This window comes from Iningainema tapete BLCC-T55, from assembly GCF_014698965.1.
Lineage (GTDB): Bacteria > Cyanobacteriota > Cyanobacteriia > Cyanobacteriales > Nostocaceae > Iningainema > Iningainema tapete.
On the sequence record NZ_JACXAE010000067.1, the window covers coordinates 90,310 to 115,015 of the forward strand.

Annotated in this window: 23 protein-coding genes and 3 pseudogenes; 14 read left to right on the forward strand and 12 right to left on the reverse strand. The window is 41.9% G+C overall.

The genetic code is table 11. The features are described from left to right. Positions 1-92 precede the first annotated feature (92 nt). The 9 genes from ICL16_RS19910 to ICL16_RS19950 all read left to right on the forward strand — a co-directional run bounded on the left by ICL16_RS19910 (position 93) and on the right by ICL16_RS19950 (position 9,058). Entirely contained in the window at positions 93-800 is a 708-nt protein-coding gene (locus ICL16_RS19910) for an SDR family NAD(P)-dependent oxidoreductase (RefSeq protein ID WP_190831057.1), read from the forward strand. A gap of 9 nt (positions 801-809) precedes the next feature. Continuing rightward, positions 810-1,610 (forward strand): MIP/aquaporin family protein, encoded by an 801-nt coding sequence (locus ICL16_RS19915; RefSeq protein ID WP_190831059.1) that lies wholly within the window; start codon positions 810-812, stop codon positions 1,608-1,610. Between the two features lie 5 nt (positions 1,611-1,615). Continuing rightward, on the forward strand, positions 1,616-1,831 hold the full coding sequence (locus ICL16_RS19920; RefSeq protein WP_190831061.1) for a hypothetical protein: 216 nt from the start codon (positions 1,616-1,618) through the stop codon (positions 1,829-1,831). A gap of 28 nt (positions 1,832-1,859) precedes the next feature. Continuing rightward, positions 1,860-2,732: a Cof-type HAD-IIB family hydrolase gene (locus ICL16_RS19925; RefSeq protein WP_190831064.1), complete on the forward strand. Its 873-nt coding sequence runs from the start codon at positions 1,860-1,862 to the stop codon at positions 2,730-2,732. 20 nt (positions 2,733-2,752) lie between these two features. Continuing rightward, on the forward strand, positions 2,753-3,619 hold the full coding sequence (locus tag ICL16_RS19930; protein ID WP_190831066.1) for an oxidoreductase: 867 nt from the start codon (positions 2,753-2,755) through the stop codon (positions 3,617-3,619). Positions 3,620-3,727: 108 nt separating this feature from the next. Continuing rightward, the gene (locus ICL16_RS19935; RefSeq protein WP_190831069.1) at positions 3,728-4,495 is read left to right on the forward strand and encodes a glucose 1-dehydrogenase; all 768 of its coding nucleotides are present in this window, start codon (positions 3,728-3,730) and stop codon (positions 4,493-4,495) included. A gap of 144 nt (positions 4,496-4,639) precedes the next feature. After that, positions 4,640-5,374, forward strand: coding sequence for a glucose 1-dehydrogenase (locus ICL16_RS19940; protein ID WP_190831071.1), 735 nt, complete (start codon positions 4,640-4,642; stop codon positions 5,372-5,374). Between the two features lie 133 nt (positions 5,375-5,507). Further along, a complete protein-coding gene (locus tag ICL16_RS19945) occupies positions 5,508-6,311 on the forward strand; it encodes an SDR family NAD(P)-dependent oxidoreductase (RefSeq protein WP_190831073.1) in 804 nt (267 codons plus the stop codon). Positions 6,312-6,403: 92 nt separating this feature from the next. Further along, a complete protein-coding gene (locus ICL16_RS19950) occupies positions 6,404-9,058 on the forward strand; it encodes an MGH1-like glycoside hydrolase domain-containing protein (RefSeq protein ID WP_190831075.1) in 2,655 nt (884 codons plus the stop codon). 89 nt (positions 9,059-9,147) lie between these two features. Here the strand turns inward: ICL16_RS19950 and ICL16_RS19955 are convergent, their stop codons facing one another. Further along, complete coding sequence (locus ICL16_RS19955) at positions 9,148-9,723, reverse strand: ribbon-helix-helix domain-containing protein (RefSeq protein ID WP_190831077.1); 576 nt, start codon at positions 9,721-9,723, stop codon at positions 9,148-9,150. Positions 9,724-10,485: 762 nt separating this feature from the next. Here ICL16_RS19955 and ICL16_RS19960 point away from each other — a divergent pair. Beyond that, on the forward strand, positions 10,486-11,799 hold the full coding sequence (locus ICL16_RS19960; protein ID WP_190831079.1) for a substrate-binding domain-containing protein: 1,314 nt from the start codon (positions 10,486-10,488) through the stop codon (positions 11,797-11,799). A 44-nt stretch (positions 11,800-11,843) separates the two neighbouring features. Then, on the forward strand, positions 11,844-12,734 hold the full coding sequence (locus ICL16_RS19965; RefSeq protein ID WP_190831081.1) for a helix-turn-helix domain-containing protein: 891 nt from the start codon (positions 11,844-11,846) through the stop codon (positions 12,732-12,734). Positions 12,735-12,789: 55 nt separating this feature from the next. Here the strand turns inward: ICL16_RS19965 and ICL16_RS19970 are convergent, their stop codons facing one another. The 8 genes and pseudogenes from ICL16_RS19970 to ICL16_RS47300 form a co-directional block, all read right to left on the reverse strand. After that, positions 12,790-13,131, reverse strand: a complete 342-nt coding sequence (locus ICL16_RS19970; protein ID WP_190831083.1) for a XisI protein — start codon at positions 13,129-13,131, stop codon at positions 12,790-12,792. After that, the gene (locus ICL16_RS19975) at positions 13,119-13,535 is read right to left on the reverse strand and encodes a XisH family protein (RefSeq protein WP_190831085.1); all 417 of its coding nucleotides are present in this window, start codon (positions 13,533-13,535) and stop codon (positions 13,119-13,121) included. The genes ICL16_RS19970 and ICL16_RS19975 overlap by 13 nt, the downstream gene beginning before the upstream one ends. Before the next feature lie 50 nt (positions 13,536-13,585). Then, entirely contained in the window at positions 13,586-15,856 is a 2,271-nt protein-coding gene (locus ICL16_RS19980) for a caspase family protein (protein WP_190831087.1), read from the reverse strand. Positions 15,857-16,058: 202 nt separating this feature from the next. Further along, on the reverse strand, positions 16,059-16,397 hold the full coding sequence (locus ICL16_RS19985; protein WP_190831089.1) for a XisI protein: 339 nt from the start codon (positions 16,395-16,397) through the stop codon (positions 16,059-16,061). After that, positions 16,385-16,801, reverse strand: a complete 417-nt coding sequence (locus tag ICL16_RS19990; RefSeq protein WP_190831091.1) for a XisH family protein — start codon at positions 16,799-16,801, stop codon at positions 16,385-16,387. The genes ICL16_RS19985 and ICL16_RS19990 overlap by 13 nt, the downstream gene beginning before the upstream one ends. Positions 16,802-16,896: 95 nt before the next feature. Continuing rightward, positions 16,897-17,073, reverse strand: a pseudogene (locus ICL16_RS19995) (CHAT domain-containing protein); the annotation flags it as partial. Positions 17,074-17,454: 381 nt separating this feature from the next. Continuing rightward, positions 17,455-18,002 (reverse strand): annotated as a pseudogene (locus ICL16_RS45800) (ISAs1 family transposase); the annotation flags it as partial. After that, a complete protein-coding gene (locus ICL16_RS47300) occupies positions 17,947-19,218 on the reverse strand; it encodes a tetratricopeptide repeat protein (RefSeq protein WP_190831097.1) in 1,272 nt (423 codons plus the stop codon). The pseudogene ICL16_RS45800 and the gene ICL16_RS47300, both read right to left, overlap by 56 nt. 259 nt (positions 19,219-19,477) lie before the next feature. On the opposite strand from ICL16_RS47300, the gene ICL16_RS20010 reads away from it, so the two are divergent. Continuing rightward, positions 19,478-20,302, forward strand: coding sequence for a DUF4351 domain-containing protein (locus tag ICL16_RS20010; protein WP_190831099.1), 825 nt, complete (start codon positions 19,478-19,480; stop codon positions 20,300-20,302). Between the two features lie 164 nt (positions 20,303-20,466). Here the strand turns inward: ICL16_RS20010 and ICL16_RS20015 are convergent, their stop codons facing one another. Together ICL16_RS20015 and ICL16_RS45805 are read right to left on the reverse strand one after the other, a co-directional pair. Next, the gene (locus ICL16_RS20015; protein ID WP_238360860.1) at positions 20,467-21,885 is read right to left on the reverse strand and encodes a S8 family serine peptidase; all 1,419 of its coding nucleotides are present in this window, start codon (positions 21,883-21,885) and stop codon (positions 20,467-20,469) included. Further along, a complete protein-coding gene (locus tag ICL16_RS45805; RefSeq protein ID WP_238360861.1) occupies positions 21,812-22,618 on the reverse strand; it encodes a hypothetical protein in 807 nt (268 codons plus the stop codon). Before ICL16_RS45805 ends, ICL16_RS20015 begins: the two co-directional genes overlap by 74 nt. A 240-nt stretch (positions 22,619-22,858) precedes the next feature. On the opposite strand from ICL16_RS45805, the gene ICL16_RS20020 reads away from it, so the two are divergent. Beyond that, positions 22,859-23,131, forward strand: a complete 273-nt coding sequence (locus tag ICL16_RS20020) for a hypothetical protein (RefSeq protein WP_155749522.1) — start codon at positions 22,859-22,861, stop codon at positions 23,129-23,131. Further along, complete coding sequence (locus tag ICL16_RS20025; RefSeq protein WP_190831101.1) at positions 23,128-23,493, forward strand: clan AA aspartic protease; 366 nt, start codon at positions 23,128-23,130, stop codon at positions 23,491-23,493. Before ICL16_RS20020 ends, ICL16_RS20025 begins: the two co-directional genes overlap by 4 nt. Before the next feature lie 26 nt (positions 23,494-23,519). Here the strand turns inward: ICL16_RS20025 and ICL16_RS20030 are convergent. After that, positions 23,520-24,629: pseudogene (locus tag ICL16_RS20030) on the reverse strand (CHAT domain-containing protein); the annotation flags it as partial. Positions 24,630-24,706: the final 77 nt, after the last annotated feature.

The window sequence follows — 24,706 nt, forward strand, 5'->3', positions numbered from 1 at the left end:
AACTGGAGTCATTTGCCAAATTCACTCAAAAAATAAACCATCCAGAGTTTTACATAAAGAGCGAAGACTTATTTAATTAAAAGGAGCAAACTATGGGTAAGTTGGATGGTAAAAACGCCTTCATTGCTGGAGGTACAGGCGGTGTAGGTGAAGGTATTGTGAGGGCTTTTCTGAACGAAGGGGCAACAGTAGCTGTGCCGTCGCGCCATCAGGAAAACCTGGAAGAATTACGCAGCAACTTGGGCGATTTGGCGTGCGATCGCTTTATCGCAGTAGTAGGAGATATGAGCGACACAGACAGCGCCGAAAGTTTACGCGATCAAGTTTTGGCTAAAATTGGACACTTAGATGCAGTTGTCGCTTCACTCAACGGTAGATGGGATCAAGATATACCGTTGTTAAAAACATCGTTAGATGACTGGAAGCGGATGCTCGACGCTAACCTAACCTCCCATTTTATTGCCGCACGCACATTCTTACCCGTACTGCAACGGGGTAGCACCTACACTCTCATCGGTGGTGGTGCTGCCGATCAAGCTATTCCCAACTACGGTTTGGTTTGTATTCCAGCGGCAGGAGAAATTATGCTCACACAGATGCTAATACAGGAAAACAAAGGCAGTGGTGTGCGCATCAACGAAGTTGTTCTCCATAGCCTGATTGCCACTCGCAAACAGTCTGGGGAAGAACGCCCAGAACTGCTAACTGCTGACGAAGTAGGCAGATACACTGCTTGGTTAGCTTCAGATGAAGCAAATATGGTAACTAGTAGTATTATCCGTTTGTATCAGCACGAGTAAAACACAATCATGGTAAATTCCAGATGGTGGACACAACTGCACTGGCAAGAATACGGTGCAGAACTACTTGGAACAGCAATTCTTGTCTTTGTCGGACTAAGTGCAGTTGTATTTAATTTTGCTCAAGGCTTACCAATGGAACAACTCATACCTAATAGGAGTTTGCGTACTCTAATCACAGGGCTAATGTTTTCTGGAACTGGTTCATTAGTGGCAATTTCACCCTTGGGTAAATTGAGTGGCGCTCATATCAATCCTGCTGTTACTCTTGGCTTCTGGCTCCAAGGCAAAATGCATCGTCATGACATCTGTGGATACGTTATTGCCCAATTTATTGGTGCAATTGGTGGTGCAGCGTTATTGGTAGCTATTTGGGGAAAGTATGCTGCTAGTGTAAATAATGGGGTAACTTTACCAGGTCTGGGTTATCCTTTGTGGTATGTGTTTTTGGCAGAAGTCATCATGACAGGATTGCTGGTGTTGGCAATCTTTATTTTTGTCAGCAGTCATAGTTTAATGCGCTGGACTCCATTGATGAACTGGCTTTTGGTAGCAACAATGGTTTGGCAAGAATCTCCGATTTCTGGCACAAGTTTAAATCCAGCACGTAGTATAGGTCCTGCTCTAGTCTCTGGGATTTGGCAACACCAATGGCTTTACTGCATCGCACCACCTCTAGGTGCAATCCTAGCTGTTGGAGTTTTCCGCTTGGTGACTTTTGGCAAACGCGAAATTCTCACAGGAAAACTTTTTCACGTTCCTAATTACAGATGTATATTTAAAAACGTTAAAGTCCCCCATCGCACGTAGTATATATGAGTGATTATCAGTTCAACGACCAAATATCCTTGGAAAAAAGAGCCGAAGAACTAGGGAAAAAGGCATTGGAACAACGTTTAATTCCTAGTTTTGCTGTGTATTATTACCCTGATAACTGGGTATTTTACATTCCCAGTGACAACCAGTCTGAACCTCTGACACCAGAAGAAGCGTATCTTCGTTTAAAAAAATTGGTTGAGAAAGCGGTTTAACCATCAAGTTCTAAAATCAAATCAAAGCATGGACAAAACTCCACAAACTCAACAATCAAAAATCTCCTTGCTGGTTGCTGATGTAGACGGGACACTAGTCACCCGCCAAAAGGTATTGACAGATCGCGCCCGTGATGCAGTCAGCAAACTTAACGAGGCGGGTATCCGTTTCACCATCACTAGCGGTCGCCCACCGTTGGGGATGAAGATGATAGTTGATGCCCTGCACCTAAGCGCCCCAATCGCTGCCTTCAACGGTGGAGTGTTCCTCAATCCAGACTTCTCTATCATCGATCAGAATGTGTTGACCAGTACGATCGCCAAGCGAGTAGCACAAATCATCGCCGATCATCAACTAGATGTCTGGGTATATCGAGGTAATGATTGGTTTGTACATGAGCGGCATGGTCCCCACGTTGATCGCGAAGAGTGGACAGTCAAGTTTTCGCCCACCGTCGTTCCCAGCTTTGATGACTTAATGGACAACGTGGTGAAAATTGTTGGCGTCAGCGATGACTTAGATGCTGTGGCAAAGTGCGAAAAAGACGTGCAACAAGAGTTTAGCGAACAAGTCACCTGCCTTGCTGGTGCTAGTTCCGGTGGCGGCGAACAAGTTTCTGCGGCTCGCAGCCAGCCCTACTACCTGGATGTCACCCATCCCCGTGCCAATAAAGGAGCAGTAGTTGAGCGCCTCTCGCAACTTCTCAATATTCCCACTGATGAAATTGCCACAATTGGCGACATGCCCAACGATGTGCCAATGTTTCAACACAGCGGCTTAAGTATTGCGATGGGCAACGCCAGTACTGATGTACAACATGCCGCCCACTATGTCACCACTTCTAACGAAGACGAGGGTTTTGCTCAAGCAGTTGAGCGCTTTATTTTAGGTAACGAATAGCAACAACATACAAAAACTACATGGCTAACAACACAAAAGTTTGGTTAATCACTGGTAGCTCAACCGGATTCGGACGATCGCTTACAGAGGCTGTCCTAAAATCCGGCGATCGCGTCATCGCCACTGCTCGTAAACCAGAGCAGCTAAATGACCTCGTTAATCAGTATCCAGAAACCGCAAAAGCCATTCGCCTTGATGTCACCAATTCCCAAGAAGTGCATGATGCTGTTAATGCAGCCATAGAAACTTTTGGTCAAATCGATGTGTTAGTTAATAATGCAGGCTTTGGTTCGGTAGGTGCTATAGAAGAAGTCAGTGACGACGATATTCAACGCGAGTTTGCCACCAACGTCTTCGGGGCGCTGAGCATGATGAGGGCAGTACTTCCCTCTATGCGGCAACGTCGCAGCGGTCATATTCTTAACATTTCATCCGTAGGTGGTCAAGTTTCCTATGCTGGTAGCGGAATCTATTGTGCCACCAAATTTGCCCTAGAGGGATTGTCCGAGGCACTCTCCAAAGAAGTTGCAGAGTTGGGAATCAAGGTAACAATTATTGAGCCGGGAGCATTTCGTACTGACTTTAATGGGCGATCGCTTGCTTCCCCAGAGCATCTGATTGATGATTACGCTTCCACTAGCGGTAAGTTTCTCAAGTGGCTTGAGGAGAACGACGGCAAACAACCCGGCGATCCAGACAAAGCAGCAGAGGCAATGATCCAAGCTGTTTACAGCGACAACCCGCCCTTGAGATTGGCTCTAGGAGCAGATGCTGTTGGTGAGATCGAGCAAAAGCTGGAATCTGTCAAAAAGGAACTTGATGCTTGGCGACTCTTATCAATCGATACTGCCTTTGAGGGGATGGAAGCTAGCGCGATTGGTGGTTAAATAAACTCTTGTCGCGAGGCGGAGCCTCAAGGGCGGCATTCCCAGCCGGAGGCTGGGAACGAGGACGAGGAGGCGCTTAACGAGAGAAACAAGAAAAAGGAGAAGAAGATGAAACTGGAAGGTAAAGTTGCGTTAGTAACAGGTAGCAGTCAAGGAATCGGAGCGGCGATCGCAGTTCGTCTTGCTCAAGAAGGTGCTGATATCATCATCGACTACCGTTCTCACGCAGAAGGTGCTGAGGAAACCAAAGCTAAAGTTGAAGCAACTGGACGCAAAGGCTTAGTTGTCAAAGCAGACTTGGGTGTAGTTAGCGATATCCGTCGCATGGTTACTGATGGTATCCAACAATTCGGTAAGCTAGATATCTTAGTGAACAACGCAGGTTTGGAAAAGAATGCCTCTTTCTGGGATGTGACAGAAGAGGACTACGAAAATGTACTGAATGTTAATCTTAAAGGTGTGTTTTTTGCTACGCAAGCTGTCGTCCAGCATCTAAGAGAGACAAAGCGTCCAGGAAGAATTATCAACATTAGCTCAGTACATGAAGAACTGCCCTTTCCTCACTTCACCTCCTACTGTGCTAGCAAAGGTGGTGTGAAGATGATGATGCGTAACTTGGCAGTGGAACTAGGACCTTTGGGGATCACGGTAAACAATGTTGCACCAGGAGCAATTGAAACACCCATCAACAAAAGTTTGTTGGAAGATAAAGAAAAGCTAAGTGCTGTACTCAAGAATATCCCCTTGGGAAGGCTAGGACAACCCCAAGATGTAGCTTCCTTAGTCGCCTTTTTAGCTTCTTCAGACGCTGATTATATCACGGGTTCTACCTTTTTTGTCGATGGTGGGTTGCTTTGGAATTATCAAGAGCAGTAGGTTGTCGCGTTTTCAACTTGCAGACTAGTTTGGGCTGCTAATGGCTAATGGCTAATGGTTAATGGAAGACTGGTTATGAACAATTAACAATTAGCTATTAGCAATGAACAATCAACAATTAACAATCAACAACTAAGAAAAACAATGAAACCATTAGAAGGAAAAGTGGCAATTGTTACTGGTGGATCTGGTGGGATTGGTTCGGCTGTGTGTGAACGACTGGCACAAGATGGTGCTAAGGTGGTGGTTCACTATGGTGGGCATGAGGATGCTGCTGACCATGTTGTGGAGAAAATTAAAGAGCAGGGTGGGGAAGCGATCGCTATCCAGGCAAATTTGAGTAAAGCCGAAGACGTTACTAAACTGTTTGAGGAAACGCAGCAACATTTCGGTTCGCTTGATATTGTTGTTAACAATGCAGGAACAGGTGATGTCGGACCTCTTGCCGAAATGGATGAAAAAACTTTTGATAAGGTGTTTGGGTTGAACGCGAAAGGTACATTCTTGTGCATGAAGGAAGCAGCTCATCGGTTAAATCAAAATGGACGAATTGTCAATATATCTAGTGGTTTAGTTGTGCGTCCACAAGCGGGTTTTGGTCTTTATATTGGCAGTAAAGCGGCGGTAGAATTGATGGGCAAGGTTCTCTCAATGGAAGTAGGCGATCGCGGCATCACTGTAAACACGGTTTCGCCAGGACCAACGGAAACCGATATGTATGCACACTCTGGTGATGATACAAAAGCCGCATCTGAACGTTCTCCCTTCAAACGTTTGGGACAACCTGAAGATATCGCTGATGTGATCGCGTTTGTTGTCAGCGATCAATGTCGGTGGATTACCGGACATACTTTCCAAGCAGGAGGCGGATACGTATAACGCTCAACTTCTCGTCCCCCTCGTTCCCAGGCTCCGCCTGGGAATGCCCTTCGGAGGCTCTGCCTCCTTTGATCGACACTTAATGGTTCATTTAATTACGTATTCTTTTAATGAGATAAGAGGAAAAACCAAAATGGACTTACAACTCAAAAACAAAAGAGCTTTAGTAACTGGCAGCAGTAGTGGCATCGGTGAAGCCATCGCTAAAACTCTAGCACGGGAGGGAGTCAGTGTTGTTGTACATGGTCGTAGCGAAGAAAGAACTAACCGCGTTGCTCAAGAAATTACGGCAGATGGTGGTAAAGCGATCGCTGCTGTGAGCGAACTTGACACCGATGAAGGTGCGAAAACAGTGGCTGACAAAGCACTGTCTTCCCTTGGTGGCGTGGATATATTGATCAACAACGCTGGTGCTGCCCCCATGCACAGCTGGATGGACACTACAGCAGAACAATGGGTACAGCTTTACAACGCCAATGTTGGTTCAATGGTGCGCTTGATTAAACTTCTTGTGCCACAAATGAAAGAACTTGGTTGGGGACGTATTATCCAAATCGGTAGTGCTGTGGGAACACAGCCTATGGGAGGGCAACCCGATTACGCCGCGACTAAAGCTGTCAACATCAACATGACAGTAAGTTTAGCTAAAGAGTTAGCGGGAACAGGTATCACAGCCAATACAATAAGTCCAGGTCCTATTGAGACAGCAGGCTTTGATGAACTCGTGTTGCAAATAGGTGAGGCACAAGGCTGGGGTACAAACTTGGCACAAATAAAGGCAAATATACTTAAAGGAATAATGAGCAACCCAGCTAATCGTCTTGGTACTCCTGAAGATGTGGCTTATGCCGTTACATTTATTTCCAGTCCTCTAGCAGGTTACATTAATGGTGCGAACTTGCGCGTAGATGGTGGTTGGACACAAACTATTAACTAACGTAACTATCAGTTACCAGAATTTTCAACTAACTGCTCACTACAAGCCAATTACCAATTCCATTATCTAAAATCTATGGCTCCAAAATTACTATGACTCAAGAAGAAGCAAGATTACAACAAGATAGCGATCGCACCGCCTACTGGAAACGCTGGGGTCCTTACCTTAGTGAACGGCAATGGGGTACAGTTCGTGAAGACTACAGTGCTGATGGTAGCGCTTGGGAATACTTCCCTCACGATCACGCCCGTTCCCGTGCCTATCGCTGGGGGGAAGATGGTATTGCCGGAATTTCTGATAATCATCAAAGATTATGTTTTGCTATTGCTTTGTGGAATGGACAAGATCCAATTCTCAAAGAAAGAATTTTTGGTTTAACAGGAAATCAAGGCAATCACGGGGAAGATGTCAAAGAATACTACTTTTATCTTGACAACACCCCGACGCACTCTTACATGAAGTGTCTCTACAAATATCCGCAGGCAGCTTTTCCCTATAATCAACTAATAGAAGAAAATCGTAACAGAGGTCGTCAACAGCCAGAGTTTGAATTACTTGATACAGGTGTATTTGCTGAAGACCGCTATTTTGATGTCTTCGTTGAATATGCCAAAAATACGCCTGAAGATATTTTAATTCAAGTCAGCATTGTCAACCGTGGAGCAGAGGAAAAAACGCTACATTTATTACCAACCTTATGGTTTCGCAATACTTGGTCTTGGTTTGACAATGTAGAAAAACCTTTTGTCAAAATTGTGAAATCCGATCCCCATCTTAGTGTAATCGAAGCTTCTCAATCAAGTCTGGGGAATAGATGGCTATATTGCCACGAAGCGACAGAGCTACTATTTACAGAAAATGAGACAAATTTTGCCAAATTGTTTGGAGTTGAGAATGCTTCGCCTTATGTTAAAGATGGTATTAACGATTATATAATAGAGGGTCGCAAGGAAGCAGTTAATCCCAATCAAATCGGCACGAAAGTTGCAGCTCATTACGTGTTAACAATTGCTCCAGGTGAAACTAAAACTGTGCAGTTGCGACTTTCTGACACCCCCCCAAGTGGGAGTGAGCCGTTTGGAGCTAATTTTGATCGTATTTTGGGCGATCGCATTAGAGAGAGTAATGAATTTTATCAACGCATTACTCCCAATTCCATATCTGAAGACGAACGCAATGTGCAACGACAAGCATTTGCGGGGATGTTGTGGAGCAAACAATTTTACTACTATATAGTAGAAGACTGGCTCAAAGGTGATCCAAACGGACCGCAACCTCCACAGTCACGCCTGACGGGTAGAAACTCCCAATGGCTGCACGTATTTAATGATGATGTAATCTCAATGCCCGATAAATGGGAGTACCCTTGGTATGCAGCTTGGGATTTAGCATTTCATGTCATCCCCCTTGCCATGATCGATCCCAGCTTTGCCAAGCGACAACTGATGCGCTTTACGCGAGAATGGTACATGCATCCCAATGGTCAACTTCCTGCTTACGAATGGGCATTGAGTGATGTTAATCCACCTGTTCACGCTTGGGCGGCTTGGCGTGTCTATAATATAGAGCAAAAAATTTACGGTCGTAAAGATCAGCTTTTTCTGGAACGAGTATTTCAAAAGTTGCTGCTTAACTTTACTTGGTGGGTGAACCGCAAAGATGCTGATGGCAAGAACATCTTTCAGGGAGGCTTTCTCGGGATGGATAACATCGGTATTTTTGATCGCAGTGCAGAACTTCCTACAGGTGGGTATCTAGAACAAGCGGATGGAACCAGTTGGATGGGTATGTACTGCATAAATATGCTGACAATCGCCTTGGAACTTGCTTCATTAGATCCAGTTTATGAAGACATCGCCAGCAAATTCTTTGAGCATTTTCTCCGCATTGCTAGTGCAATGGATGGGATTGGCAACAACGACATTGCTTTGTGGGATGAAACCGATGGCTTCTACTACGATGCACTGCGTTTCCCTGATGGTCATCATTGTCCGATGAAAGTGCGCTCAATGGTAGGGTTAGTACCACTGTTTGCTGTGGGAACACTGGAACCAGAAACCTTAGAAAAACTGCCTTCCTTCAGGCGACGCACCGATTGGTTTATCAAGAATCGACCAGATTTAACTTCGGGTATCGCTTGTATGCAAAGTTTGGGGGAATGCGATCGCCGATTACTAGCAATTACCAACTCAGACAAATTACGTCGCCTTCTACAAACAATGTTAGATGAAGCAGAATTTTTGAGTCCTTATGGAATTCGTTCTGTTTCCAAAGTTCACGCTCAACAGCCCTATGTTCTGAGAGTAAACGATCAAGAATACCAAGTGGATTACGAGCCAGCCGAATCGACTATTGGTTTATTTGGTGGTAACTCTAACTGGCGTGGTCCCATTTGGTTTCCCATGAATTACTTAATTATAGAATCACTCCAAAGATTCCATCACTACATGGGCGACTCATTTAAAGTGGAATGTCCAACAGGTTCTGGCAAAGAAATGACTTTAAATGAAGTGGCAGTTGAATTGTCTACTCGATTAGGTCGGATTTTTGTGAGAGATTCTTCCGGACACAGACCAGTTTTTGGCGATATTGAGGTGTTTCAAAATAATCCCCATTGGCGTGACTTAATTTTGTTCCATGAATACTTTCATGGAGACAACGGCGCTGGTTTGGGTGCTAATCATCAAACAGGTTGGACAGGTGTGATAGCAGAACTAATTCAAAAATGTGGCGAAAGTAGTGAGTAAAATTAATAATAGATTTTTAGAACCGCAGATGGACACAGATTAACACAGATAATTTATCTGTGTGCATCTGTGTTAATCAGCATCGTCTATCAAAGATGATTGTTGCGAACGGCTTCTAAAGCTTCTGGTAATATGCTTGGTATATGAGATGCTAACTTACTTAGAGCTTTAGCACGAGCAGAAGCATCTTCAATGCTACGAGCTGCTTCTAAAGCTTCTGGCAACACCTCTGGCATATAAGTTACCAATCCTCTGAGGGCTTTAGCACGAGCAAAACCGTTCTCTATGTCACGAGCCGCCTCTAAAGCTTCTGGTAACAATGCCTTTGGTAAATATTCTGCTATTCCTCCTAAGGCTTTAGCACGAGCAAAATCATTCTTTATGTCAAGAGCTGCTTCTAATGCATCAGATAACAAATCTTTAGGCATATGTGCTGCAAGCTCCCTTAACGCTTCAGCGCGAAAATTATCACTCTTACGGTACTCAAGCTTTTCGACTCTTTCTTCCAAATTACTGTCTTGAGTTGCTACCCAAGAATCTAGATAACTCTTAAGTGCTTTGACTACAGCATCCGTCTTCGATTCTCCAGTGGCTTCCACGTACTCTTCAACCCGTCTGAGTAATTCTGGGGGAATTCTTGCTGATATGTAGGAACTAGTAGGCATAGTAAATATACTCAATTAATAGATTTTACTTACAACGAAACAAAAAACTCATGTTTCTAAAATTTTTCCGTAATAAATTCTATTACTACGCTACACTTAGACTGTAACACAAAATCCAACAGTGTTGTACAAATGGCTAAATCAGTAGAATAAAAGTAAGATTTATAGCTTTAAAGTATTAAAATTGCGTAATTTAACTGTGATTGAATTGTCAGATTTCAAAATAAAAACAGATGAGACAAATAAGAATTAACCTTGTAAAAAAAATTGCTCAATTGCTTCTATAAGCGTTACTAAGCTGGTTATTAACCATAGGTTTTGCGGCTAAGAATGCAAGTGATAACTCCAGAGGTTAGAAAAGTTACTCGTCAGGAACCTCCCAATACCGTACAGCAAGTATAGTAATAAAAATCACAATAAAAAATTATATCCAATTGTACTACCACCATAGTCAAAATTACCAAGTTTGTTTTAAAAAGATTTTCAATCTTATACTCAAATATGAATCATAACGTGTCGTTTCATACATGGCTACAAACCATAGCCTCCTTAATAGCGATCGTCGGGGTTATTGTTACCCCAATCTGGCTATATCCTTACTGGAACTGGTTCTTTTCTCACCAGATTGAAGCCATTATAAGTATAATTTTCATCCTTCTTTTGATCGTAAGCGTAGTTTTCATATTTACTAAAAAATCTAAACGGCGTCTTTACGGGTTCATAGCAATAGCTAGCGTCATAGGAGTAGTTTATATTGCGCTTATGCCAGTTCGTTTTCCTAAACCTTTAGAACCAAAAGTAACAGTTAAGATATGTGGCTCTACTACGCTTGGCGAAGATTTCGCACTTCAATACCTTGATACGTTCTCCAAATTGAATCGTGCTGCTAGCATTACTACTAAATATGACACCACAAAGTCAGGTACGAACCTAAATATAACTGTTGATGCAGATTTTAGAAATGTGCCAAAGAACCAGCGTATGCCAGATTTTCCGGAGGAAATTTCCAGTTTACGTTTCGACGTTGACTCGAAAGGAACAAAAGACGGCTTTGAGCAGTTGTTAAATCAGCGCTGCGATATCAGCATGGCATCAACTAATATCGCAAAAACAGATTACAAGAAAAATGGAGACAAATTAGCAGAGAAATATATAGGCTCTGATGCCATAGCAATCATTGTCAATAAAAGTAAAAGTAACACCGACTCCCTAAATGGCGAACAACTTAAATCTATCTTTAGTGGCAGGGACAAGACTTGGACAGTTTTCAGCAGAGATGATACATCCGGTACGACGAGAGAACTGATGGAATATTTAAAATTAAATCAACTTACTGGAGAAAAAGTTAAGACTAACATTGAAATGTTGAAAAAAGTGGCTGAGAATGAAAATGCTATTGGTTATTTAAGCTACTCTTTCCTAGAGTACAAAAATGCAGATGTCCATATTGTTCCAGTAAAGGAAAGTGCAGAAGTAAATCTTGCACCTAATCCTACTAACATAATCTATAGACGTTGTGCAATGATTCGTAAATTGTACTTTTATATTCCATCAATAAGTGGGGACAAACCTCCAGAAACTAAGATAGCAAATTTGCTTTATGAGTATGCAACAACAGAGACTGGGCAAGTAACTTTGCGAAATGCTGGTTTTATCCCCACGTCAAATATTCAAGACTATCGAGAACCTCCAAAATATCCCTTGTTTGACAACATAAACGAGGTATACGACGGGCTTAAAGATAGTGTTCTGTATACTGCACTTTTCACTAAAGACAGTAATATTCCTCGTGAGAAAGATCGAGACGATTTGCTTAAATGGGCGGATAAACAATCGAACGAAGATCCCTTGGTTTTGATCGGTCATACTGATAACCAAGGTAGCGTTCGGTACAACAAAGGCTTATCCATTGAAAGAGCAGAAGAGATCAGAACTATTCTGAAAGAAAAAGGATTTGATGTCGCAGACACTTATGGCTTGGGACAGCAATATCAAAAGGATAAAGCAGATGAGAGTCGAAGGGTGGAAATTTATTCTTTAAGCAAGCTAAAAGAGGTTACTGGCGTTACTGAATAGAGCTTACGCCCTCCCTCTAATTTGCATATAAGTTAATGAAAGCAATGCCAGCAGACAAGTCTTTAATCATTGATGTGACAATAAAAGGTGCTATTGAGCAAATTTTCCCTCGTGTACCTTTACTCTCCAGCCAAAAGGTATCCTGGAGCAATATTCACTTTGCACAATACCAACAACCTGCTTGTAGAACTGCTGAACATTGCTTTTCACAGCATGTTATCAGCATTCACTCTGGAAGTCCAGTTTTGAAGCGGCGGATGTTAAAAGGTGGCTCTCAAACTGAGCGATTCCAAAGTGGTGAAATTTCGATTACTCCAGCCAACCAACATCGAACTGTACAGCTTTATGAAAAAGCTGAGTTCATTCATATATATGTTGAACCTGCGTTCATTACCCATTTTGCCCGTGAATATGTGGATGCCGATCGCATTGAAATTTTACCGCAATTCAAGTTACACGATCCCCTCATTCACAGCATTGGTGAGGCACTCAAAGCAGAATTACAAACAGATGGGTTGGGTAGCCGTCTTTATATTGAGTCTATGGCAAATGCGCTCTGCGCTCATCTGTTGCGGTATCATACCACAAAAAAACACCAAATTCAAGATTATGCTGGGGGATTGCCTAAATCAAAGTTGCGACAAGTAGTTGAGTATATCAACGATAATTTAGCAGAAGATTTGTCATTGAGAGTGATCGCTAGTGAAGTTGGTAAGAGCCAGTACCACTTTGCCCGTTTGTTCAAGAAATCTATGGGTGTTACGCTTCACCAATATGTCATTCAATGCCGAGTCAAGCGTGCCGAGCAGTTGTTGCAAGATGATTTGAGTTTAGCAGAAGTTGCCTACAGTGTAGGCTTTGCTGACCAAAGTCACTTCACTTACCACTTCAAACGCCTATACGGTGTAACGCCTGCATCTGTGCGCGAAAAATAGCAAGAATCTTCAATGAACGCAGCACCACTAGAGACGTACTTGCGAACGTCTCTACTTAAGCAACCCCGTATCCTGTATACGGACGCTTATATGCTGGATGTAGCCCTAAGACAATATCCTCTCTAGGTACGCCCATCTCAACTAATTCCTGTGCAAGATCAGCCTCTGTCATATTGCGCTGAATCCAGATTTTACCATCCTTGATATCTAAATGAATAAAACAGTGGTAAACTCGCTTCAGTCCCTCCCAGCCAACTTCCAAAAGTTGATAATGGTTGTTTTCTGTATCAAACACAAGCTGACTCTCCACCTGCAATTGTGAATTACCACACTCAAGATTTGCATGAGAGGTTAACAGGTGGCGGATAATTTTACGATACTCCTCTACTCTTTCCATTCGATGATTACCTCTTCAAGTGGATCGTAAATCATTAATTTAACTTGATATACTTTGATAGCTTCCTGAGTAAATCGTTCTTGAAAGAAGGATTCAAATGTATCAATAGGAACTGCCAAATAAAGAGTTCTATCTGCTTCTCTCATCTGTAATGCCAAGCGGTAGTTTAAAAACTGTCCTAACGCTGAATGAAAATCTGTAATTGCTGAGGGATTGAGAAAGCTTTTGATTTCAACCGCGATTTTTCGTCCTGCTTTTTCAGCCGCAAATACTTTTTCTGCTGCTAGATCAATCTCTAACTTCACCCCCTCAATCTTGATGATCAGCGGATCTGCCGTAATTATCCACTGTTCTTTTATAAGTGCTTGTTTTACAGCATCATGGAATAGGTCTTTGGCTGCCATTGCTCCTTCTACAGCATTTAGCTTCTATTATATAAGCGCTCGTATGTGGTTTAAGATTCAACTACTTCAAATGCGATCGCCATTGCTGCCAGTTTTTTTACATCTATACCACGAACTCCAGCAGGAAGTGCTATACCTTCCACATTAGTATTGCTACGAGTGCCTGCATCCAAGTCATCAAGTAGATTGTTGGTAACGTCCAAAAGCTCATCCGTCACAGGAATTGGAGCGCTGCGATTTTCAACTCCTCTCGACTTAGCAATTTGTTGCAATGCCTTGAGAGAAGTTCGCAGAGGAGTTGTACTGGTAATAATTAACGCCTCGGAAAATCCCAAGGGTTTGCCGATAGTCAGTTTGAATTTATCATCAGCCTGAGGAATTACCCGCTTCTGTTTTGCCTCTACCAATGTAGCATTTTCTGAACTTGACCAATTATTAGGAAAAATTACCGTCATTTCTCCTTCGGCGTCAATCACCAAAATGCTGACGTAGAGAGGTTGAGACTCGTTATTTTCAACCAGGAACGCAATTTCAGTCGATAGCGGTAATTGACGGACACCAGAGTTAGAAAACTTTACAGACGAAACTGATGTTTGATTAGAACCTACAGCATCTTTGTTTGTACCACGAATAGGAAAAGTTTCGCTAATTATCTCTTTGCTGCCAGCGATATTCATCGAGACACGCAGATTTATTTGTGATGAATTAGTATTAACCAGCACCTGCTTGACAATTCGGGCTGCTAGTAGTGACTTGAGCTTAGGTTGTAACCGTATCACCGCAGCACTCACCGTTTCGCTACTATTGCCAAAGGAGGCAGGGATTATTTGCTCTAAGGTAGGTAAAAATAAACCAAAACTATTCACTGCTGGTAGATTGGATACTTGTTTTTTCTGTAATTTCTCATACCTATCTTGAGTCATGCGACCAAAAATATATTGCACCTCAACAGTTCCTAAAGGTTTGGGTTCGATGCGCTTGAGCGCCTGTAGGGCTTGTGTTGTCTGCTGAGCGGTGTTATTGTCAAAAGAGTTATCAATACCAATTTTTAAGGTTAGACCATCAGGGATGCTGCGAATGCGTTCTTGTAGTAGCGTTCCTGGCTGTAGCTGTACTCGTTGCTGTGGAGTATTTAGTAGTGTGCCTTTGCCAATTAATCCTTGACGGGATTCTAGTTTTACTAGTCCGCGTGCGCCACCTTTAGCATCCACAACTGTGAAAATAGCACCTTTATTGAATGCTTCTAGACTTTGTGAATCTAGCCCACCCAACCATAATTCTACAGAGTTACCTGTAGCTTTAGTTACTACAGCTTCAGCGGAAAGAGCAGGCGCGAGCGTAAAGTAAATAGGCGCGTTGGTATTTTCTTTGCTAAGATTAACTTCTAATACTGGGTCTTGAAGGTTTCCGTTCTTCCTCGCTAACTCTGTTGTACTTCGACCAACATTGGCGATCGCTCTGGATACAGGTTCATCCCCAGTTTGCTGCCAAAGATACTGTGTCAATTCGTAAGTAAATGCACCTGCATTAAACTCACTAAAAGATGCATCGGATGCAAGTTGTTCGCGTCTGGCAGCAGCGATGACAATTCCTTTGGCAACTCCTTTTCTGCGCAGTTCGATAAACTTTTGTTGTGAAAGTCCTAGTCGTCCCAGCCATTGTTTTTGATACTCAAGTTCCTCTTGACTAGGTTGGAGGATTGAACCACCATCACGGGAACGCACCCGCAAATTTCCCCGCGTACCACCCCCAGAATGACAACTGTCTAGCACTACGGTAACGTTTTCTGTCTTCAGCGCATACATGAGTAAAAACAGTGTATGTCCCATGATATCTTGTACTGTGCCACCAGAAACAGGAAATCCAGGTGGTAATTGGCTATCTATCGGAACAAAAGTACTGTTGAGTCCATCTGGTGAATCACGATCAGGATCTACTACTCGCGAACCATGTCCACTGAAGTGAAACACTACTACATCCCCAGGTTTAGCTTGTTTGATTAGGTGTTCTTCAAAAGCTGTGAGAATACCTTTGCGGGTAGCTTGGCGATCGCTCAACGTCTTGATATCGTCATCTTTAAAACCAAAGCGGTGAATTAATAACTCTTTTTGTAACCTGACATCATTTACACAACCTTGCAGCGCCAAAGTGCCAGGATAGTCATTGATTCCTACCAGTAACGCTAGTTTGCGAGGTGCATTCTGTGCCAGCACTTGCCCGTAGCGCTTACCTTGTGAGACAATATCTAATTTGCCTAAACCCAGTGTTGCTAAAGTAGAAGCAGAAAATTGGAGAAAATGACGGCGTTTGATGTGAGACATAGAATTTTATTTATATTTTGGCTGAAGTTGGTTTAAAGTATTATATTTCTAAGCTTTGTGAGGTTATGCAAAAATTGGAACCGAATCATTAAGTCTATCCATTGGGTAAAAAATCATGTAGAGACGTTCCGATGGAACGTCTCTGACAAATAATTCAAAAATGCCTTTATATGGATTAAATAGTATAGGTAGCATCAAGCTGTTAACCTACTGCATATCGAGTAAATTGGCGTTTAAAAGATGAATGAAATCCAATAACTATATCTGAAGGAGGTACACCCATCTCAACCAGTCGTTCTGCAACAGACTCTTCGGTACCGTTATATTGAATCCAAATTTTGCCGTCTTGAATGTCAAAGTGCATCACAGGACCAAATATCCGTTTATCTCCTTGCCAGCCAACATAAGCAAGTTGATAATGGTCGTGTTCAGTGTCAAAAATTAATTCCGCTTTTACCGTACCCGTCGTAGTAGTGGCAATTTGGGCATGTTCGGTTAAAATTTGTTTAACAAATTGTCGATAGCGTTCTACGTTATCCATTGCAATATTTCCTCCTGTTTAGGATTGTAAATCATCAACTTGACTTGGTAGCGTCTGATGGCACGTTGGATAAAGGGAAGCTGAAAAAAATCTTGGTACGTTTCATCTGGAACGGCTAAGTAAACAATTCTGTCTGGTTCTTGTTCTTCGAGTGCTTGACAATAGTTGAGATATTGACCAAGTGCAGTATGGAAAGCACTGATATCCGAGTCTCCAATAAAGCTTTTTATTTCAACAGCAATTTTTTCAGTATCGCGTTCAGCTGCAATCGCATTTTCTGCCGCTAAATCAATTTGTAATTTCACCGCTTCGCTGATACGAATTGTTAGAGGGTCGTGGGTGACAATCCATCCATCTTTGATTAAAGCAGTTTTAACTTGTTGATGGAAAACATCTTTAGCCATTTTGGATGATTTTTATCCTTAATTTTGGTTGCAAACATAGTATTACTACGTTAATAATATAAAGAAGCGTTTGTACAAATCCATCTGTACAAAATTTAGTCTGCTTCCCCAATCAGAGTAAAAGCCGCCCAATCAACGGGATTCGGATTCTTTTTCATCGTCGTCAGCATCGCTTGTCGCAGCGCTTGTGCCTTGTCTGGGCTTTTTTGAAGATTTTGATAAAATTCTGTCATCAATGATGCTGTGGGCGCATCTGGAACCGACCACAGCGACCAGGGCAAACGCATCTAAAATCTGGCACACATTCTATTGACAAAATGCTTGTTTAATGAATGAGAGGAACTTACCAAATTTATGGCGCTTGTTAATTGTGCCTACTTATAACAAGTAGGTTAAACTCAAAACTAAGTGCTATCTGAAGAAGCATAATGTAATGAGACTATTTTTGAAATTCTATTAAGAATAAACCATATCTGTTAAAATAGGCGCTGACTCTGTGACCTTTATTTGAATCTGACAATCAAGTATTGTTGTGAATCTATTTGACCAAACTTTTTGGAAAAAAAATACTTCCTTTCCAGATGAATCCAGTCAGTTATTAAGAAAAAAATATCTGAATAATTAAGTATTTATATACAATTTCTTTACAATCATCAAGCACATTCTAAGACTTTACTTAAATAGTCATTATCCATAGCTGCCAAAAACTGTTTATTTTTGATTCCGACAATCTGGCGTTTTTTCTTGACCTAAAACGTTAACAGCTATATGGCGTTCGCGCAGCGTGTCGAAGACAAGGACTGCAAAGTTTTGCGGTGCATTATCTTTTCTAATTCGACAATCATCCTCTCTTAATTGTACGTCCAAAACCCAATGCAGAGAGTTTTCAACACCCCAATGGCGAAGGACTGACGAAGCTAGTAACTTCGCATTATTAGCTAAACTAGTAATATAGTAACGAATCTCAACAGTAGTCTTTCCGTTGACTATTCGCACATATTCAACCATGCCAAAAATGAGTGAGATTTTCCCATTTATGATTTGGGTCTATTCGTTCTGCTATGTCTGACAGCATCAAGTAATGACGAATTTCTTCCCGACCATGGTTTTCTGAATAAGTAGAATCAGTACTGTAATTAAATCCCTCAAATCCTGTAGCAATTGCATCTCGAAGGTTTACCTGATTTAAGTAGAGCAAGCCCAAGATAAAATAGCGATATAGCTTCTTCTTGTGAGGTATATTCTGAAATACTTTCCTGTTGATAAATTTCTAAATACTGCTGATAGAATTGAATTGCTTGCCGATTTTTACCTATTGTATTGTATACCTGACCCATTTTTTCCAAAAGATTTTTTTCAATGGAGCATCCACGTCTGTATATCTGACAAGTTACAAATGCTTGATTAAGCAACCGTAAAGCTTCTTCATATTTATGTATTTTATATTGTTGAACTCCCTGTTTATAAAGTCGTTTTAGTGTAGCCGATAAAACAGCTTCTGGAAACTGAGTTACTACCGTGTAAGGCTTACCTGTAATTTTTGAATATATATGGTCTGCCTGTTTCCATGAGTTGAATGCAGATTCAGTTTGACAAGCTTGGTAATGTCGAACTCCTTGTTTATTGATTAGTTCAGCTTTTTTTTTGAGAAGATTACTTTGATTTTGAATTACTGCCAAATTATCTTCTATATTTCTCCCACTTTTTTTATCTTTTATTTGTCTTGCTATTACTAAAGCATGTTGAAAAGATATAGTGGCATAACCATATTCTTCCAAAGCTATATAATTATTTCCAAGAGCTATTAGAGTTTTTATATTACCCTGATAATCTTCTATTATATGATAAATTGATAGTGCTTTTTGTAAAGGCAGTATAGCTGCATCAAACTGTTCTCTATGATACAAGTAATTGCCTTTTTGAAAAAAATCTTTAGCTTCTTTTCGTAGAGTATCTGCTCTTTCTGAAGGTACTTTTAGTAGATTTGGAAATATATCACGTATAAACCAAAAGTGTCGTTCACGTTTTTCCGAAAAATCTGGGGTTGAGGGAACATCAAATTGTGGCACGACACCTAAATACTGCTGATAATACTCTACTGTTTTAGTACAATTGCCCAGAATAGTATAAACTATACCCAAATGAACTAAAGTTTCTGTCTCTCCAGGAATATTTTTTATCTCTCTATAAAAGGTTAATGCTTTTTGAAAAGACAGTATGGCAGCTTGGAATTCATTCAAATTATACTGCATTTTGCCTTGCTGCAACAGCCTATCTGCTTCCGCCTTCTGCTCATTCACCGTTTGCGCCAAAATCCTTGACGCAGTAAATACCATCGACAAATTCATAACAAAAGAACTTGATAAAACCACCAATAGACAAACAAACGCACTCAATCCAAAATTGCGGAAACGCATTGTTGAAACTCCATTAGATTACAGTTAACCACCATTGAAGCAGTTTAGAAATAATCAGATTTATTTTGATTATAAAATTAATGTAAATGCAATCCAATAAAGGGGATTATGATACTTTTTGTTAATTGTAAACAGGGCGTTTATCAATGAAGTTACTTTACCAAGCTTTTGTTGCATATTTTGATGAAACTCAGTTATAAACGTTAAAATTACATGATTTTTAAATAAAATAAATTAAGTATAAAACTGGAGGCAAATTGTGGCTTTTGATAACGTATGTAAAATATTATCTGAAAAATATCCAGCAGAATTTGCTCGCTGGCTATTACCAGTAGAACCACAAAAAATCAAAGTATTAAAAACTGAATTGAGCATAGAACCAATTCGTGCAGACTCCGTTACTTTTTTGCAAACAGAAAATCGGATTTTACATATCGAATTTCAAACCAGAACAAAATCTGACCCTCCAATTCCCTTCCGGATGTTGGATTATTATGTTAGACTCAAGCGGCAATATGACGTTCCTGTAACGCAGGTAGTCATTTTCTTACAAGAAACAGACGACGAAATTGCCTTCACCGAAGAGTATGTAGACGAAACTACAATCCACCGCTATCGAGTCATCCGAATGTGGGAGCAAGATTCAGCGCTATTTCTCAATGATGAAGCATTACTCGCATTGGCACCATTAACACAAACAACCTCACCCCAAGGGTTGTTATCGCAGGTTGCCCAAAGGGTTGCTACAATTTCAGATAGAGATACAAGGCAGAATATTGCCGGATATACAGAGATATTAGCAGGTTTGCGGTTTGAGAAAAACTTGATTCGTCGATTATTAAGTGAGGACATTATGCAAGAGTCAGTCATTTATCAAGATATATTACAGAAGGGCAACAAACAAGGTGAAGAACGGGTAATTATACTTCTGCTTAATCGACGATTCAACCCAATAGATGAATCATTGATTGAACGAGTGCGGGGATTATCTACTGAACAGTTAGAAAATTTAGCACAAGCATTGTTAGATTTTACAGAAGTTGCTGATTTAGAAAAGTGGTTGAATCAGCAAGAAAATAATTAGGATCTCTTAAAACTGTTTAGTCGGAGTTATTATCTCCGACTACTCATTTAAATCCCACTCTCCTCTATTCCAATTTGTCAATTAATGTAAATGCACTCCAATAAAGGGGATTGGGATACTTTTTCTTTGTTGTCAACTTAAATATACCCCTCGCCCACCTTCTTTCATCGCCCTTGTTTCACAGTCTGAACCGCTGCATCAGCATTTACCAACCCATTACCGAAAAAGTACTGTTTATCCTTAGCTGAAGAAGACATTGTACCCTTATGACCCTTTGAACGGTATAATTTAGCATCTTCATCAGAAATATTCAACCCTTTGTAACTAGCCGTAGATTTAAGGATACTAACCAAACCTTCTCGATTTAACTTGGAATTTTCCCCTTTCATCAATGCGACTACCCCCGCTACCACTGGCGAAGAAAACGAAGTTCCCTGTACCCACCAATATTTGCCTCTGGCGTCAACTACAGAAGACCAACGCGAGGTAGGATTGGGGATACCTTGCCAAAAGGCATCCAGCCAAGTGCCACCTGTGGTGGGAATTCCACCCAACAATCCTGGTGTATTTAAGTCGCCTCCAGGCGCAACTACATCTAATCCTTTGCCGTAGTTACTGTAGGGCGCACGATTACCTAGAATATTGGTAGCACCCACTGCAACTACTCCTGGATAAGCAGCAGGAAACGCTACTTCGTTAAAGTTTTCGTTGCCAGCAGCAGCCACAATTACTAGTTTAGGGTGTGCTTTGAGTACGTCGGCGATCGCTTCTTCTTCTCCCTGAGTTGGTAAACTTCCACCCAAGCTGAGATTGATGACATCAGCACCGCGTGCGGCAGCGTAGCCAATAGCTTCGATGTAGGCAGAAGGCGTATAACTACCATTTAACCCGAATATTCGCACGGGTAAAATTTGAGCATTGGGAGCTACACCCACCACTCCTTCACCATTTTGAGGTTTAGCTGCAATTGCTCCACTTACATAAGTGCCGTGAAATTCTCCACCTACTTTGTAAGTACGAATAACGTAACGTACAACATTAGCAATTTCTGAGAGTGAGTAATCTGGGTTTCTTTGCTGCACTGAGAGCGCCTTTTCTGGGTATTTCTCAACTAATTTGGCGTCAGATAGTTGGAAAGTGTCCTGAAATTTTGACCCCAGAATAGCGAGTTCCGATGGAGAAATGCGAGTATCAGCATCACCAATTTCACAGGGGTTAGTGCTATCACCGCCAACGGAAAAATCCCAACCGTGGATTTCCCCTGGACATTTGTCAGCAGCTTTCACAGTATACAGACTATTTGCCAAATCGGGATGATCCCACTGAATTAAGCTGTCTATAACTGCTACAACTACACCACGCCCGCCGTTGCTGCGTTTCCAAGCATCTGTGACGTGTATATCTGTGCGGGATATAGCAGATTTTGTTGCTATCGGTTGTTGTAAGCAGCTTTGCAATGATTCTAAACTAGATACAGGCTTTTGCAAACATTGTTTTAGCGGTAAACAACTACTGCCACGCCAGCCCCAGTAAGTTTGTTTTCGGGGAAATGCTTCTGCTGGATTGGGGGGCGATATTGCCATTAGTTAGGCTGTAAAATTGTTGGGAGTTTTTCAGGTTAGCAACTTGTTTGGCAGCTGTTTGTAAATTTTGGTCGGTAAGGGATTGGATGAAGTTGGGTGCAGCGGAGGTTACACCTTTGACTTTGTTTAGCTGGTTGGCAATACTGAGAAGTTTTGTACCAGCGGTAGATGTGGATTTTACTAAATAGCGATCGCGATTAAAGCGCAACGGACGCACGATTGCCAGATTGTTTTGCTGCAAGATTGCCTGTCTCTGGCTCTCGTCAAGTTGTGGATCGAAGCTGATAATAATTTCGTTGGGTAGAACGATAACTTCTTGGCGTTGGCTGCGACTCAGCACTGGTAGGGTAGTTTGGACGTAGGGTTGCTGTTGAATTCGCTCTTGAAAAGCACTCCCGATATCCCGAGTTCCCGTTGGCAGACTCACCACAGCATAATTTTCACCTAAAGGACTGACCTTTGGCGGAGTAGTTCCACGAACACCGCCCTGTAAAGCTTGCTGGAGTTGGAGGTAAAGCGGTTGAGCAGTGCGATTGCGTGTCGCACCAACTTTTTTAAAGGCAACAGCGATCGCATCCGGGCGCTGATTTAAGGGAATGCGTTGTCCTTTATACAGGTAAAATAAATCACTATTCTCTTGGGTTTGAGCGATGGCTGGAGTGTTTGTTGGTAGTGAGATGCCGCTTAATGACCAAATACTACCAGCTAATAAAATGCAAAAGACACGTTTCATGATATTTGTTCCGCTAATTGTAGTAATAAATGCAGTTTGCTCGCTAGATTGTCTATATATCTCACCAGCACAGAGGTTATGCAAAATTTGATTTATTTATGTCAACGTTGATTCTTGACTACTTTTTTTACAAATTGTGGGGGAGTAGTTGAGGTCAACGCTTGATATAAACATGATGTGTGGATATAAGATATTATGAAGGAGTTCACCGCAAGTAGCTCCGCGATTGGGAGTCAGCGTATGCAAGCGATCCTTTTAAGCCGCGAAGAGGTTGCACGACGTGCAAAGCAACTGTATGAAAGTGAAATCCGCAAACAAGTGGAGGTAGAAGAAAACATCGGCAAGATGGTGATTATCGACATTGAGACAGGTGACTACGAAGTTGATGAAACTGGGCTGAAAGCGGCACGCAATCTGAGTGCGAAGCATCCTTATGCTCGACTTTTTGGTATTTGTATTGGTTACAATGTGGCTGCTTCGTTAGGTGGTGTAATGGAGCGTGTCAGTAAGTGATTTCCGGTATTGTGACTGATAGACATGCGATCGTTGCGTTAACATTTCTTCTCCCAAATGGCTCAACTTTCCCAATTGAGTTCGTTATAGACACGGGCTTCACTGACTATCTATGTTTGCCACCTGAGGCAGTTACCTTGCTGGGGTTGCCGTTCCTGTACGATCTCCCTGTAAACTTGGCAGATAACAGCGAAGTCCTAGTAGCAGTTCATGAAGCCATCATCCTTTGGGACGGGGAAGAACGAGAAGTTCGTATATTTGCTACAGGGCGACGACCCCTAATTGGAACTGCTTTGCTGAATGAGCAAGAACTTGTGATTCAGTTTACGGAAGGTGGCTTGGTGACAATTGATGAACTGTAACCGTATTGAAATAGATGTAACCCAAACTACTCAGATTCCCCAATTAGGGTAAAAGCTGCCCAATCTCTAGGATTGGGATGGGTTTTCATCGTCGTCAACATTGCTTGACGTAAGGCTTGTGCTTTGTCCATACGGCGTTGAAGCAGATTTGTGTAGAATTGAGACATTAACTGTGCGGTGGGAGAGTCGGGAACTGACCATAAAGACACTATGACGCTAGGAACTCCCGCCGAGATGAGGGAGCGGGATAAGCCAATTACGCCATCCCCGGTAATTTTTCCCCTACCCGTATCACAAGCGCTGAGGACGACTAACTCGGCTTGTAGCTTCATATTCAGAATTTCTTCAGCTGTAAGTAAGCCGTTGATTTCTCCTGGTTTTGGGGGTGATGAATCTGGTGCTAGAGCGATCGCACTTCCCAAACCCCGGATATCATCAAATATGCCGTGAGTTGCGAGATGAATGATTCGGGCAGAGGGCATTTTTTGGACAACAGATGCTTTTGTACCCTGAGAACCGATAATTGCTTTGGTGTTGAGTAGGGGTGCGATCGCAATTGCTTCTTTTTCAGCCCCTGGTAATGATGGTAACTGCTGCGGTTTATCTCCTGGTTTGGGCGGTACACTAGGCATCGTGGGATTACCTAGAACTAGGTTTTGTATAGACTTCGTATTTCGCGTCTCGGCACGTCGAGTGTGGGTTAAATCCAACACCTGAATTGATGGTGCTGTGAGGATGGTGTGTTTTTCAATCAGGTATTTGCCTTTTTCATCTTGCAGCGCTGGGAAGGGAACGAGGAATAGGGAACTTTGGGGAATGAAGATAACGCGATCGTTGGGGTTTTTGGGTAATAAGTCAGCGATGGGATTGATTAATAATTCGTGTAGACGCTTAAGCTTGTTTGTTGCTTTAGGTGCATCGGGATTGTAAGTTACATTAATGCCGCGAAAAGCCGTACCTCTTGCACCAATAGAATCACGACTGGTAGTAACGAGTTCTGCTAAAGTTGTATTTTCTTTCTGCCACAGGGGTTTGAGGTCAGCTTTACGATAATATACTTCACCCGTCGGCTTAATTACCCAAATATAAATTTCTGATTCCTTAGTTTCTTCTTTACCCTGAATCTTGAATTCATCACTCCCGGTTCGCCCATTTTTTCACGAGTTAGAGAAAATAAGTAGTTAAAACTATACCCAATGACATATTTTCAAAA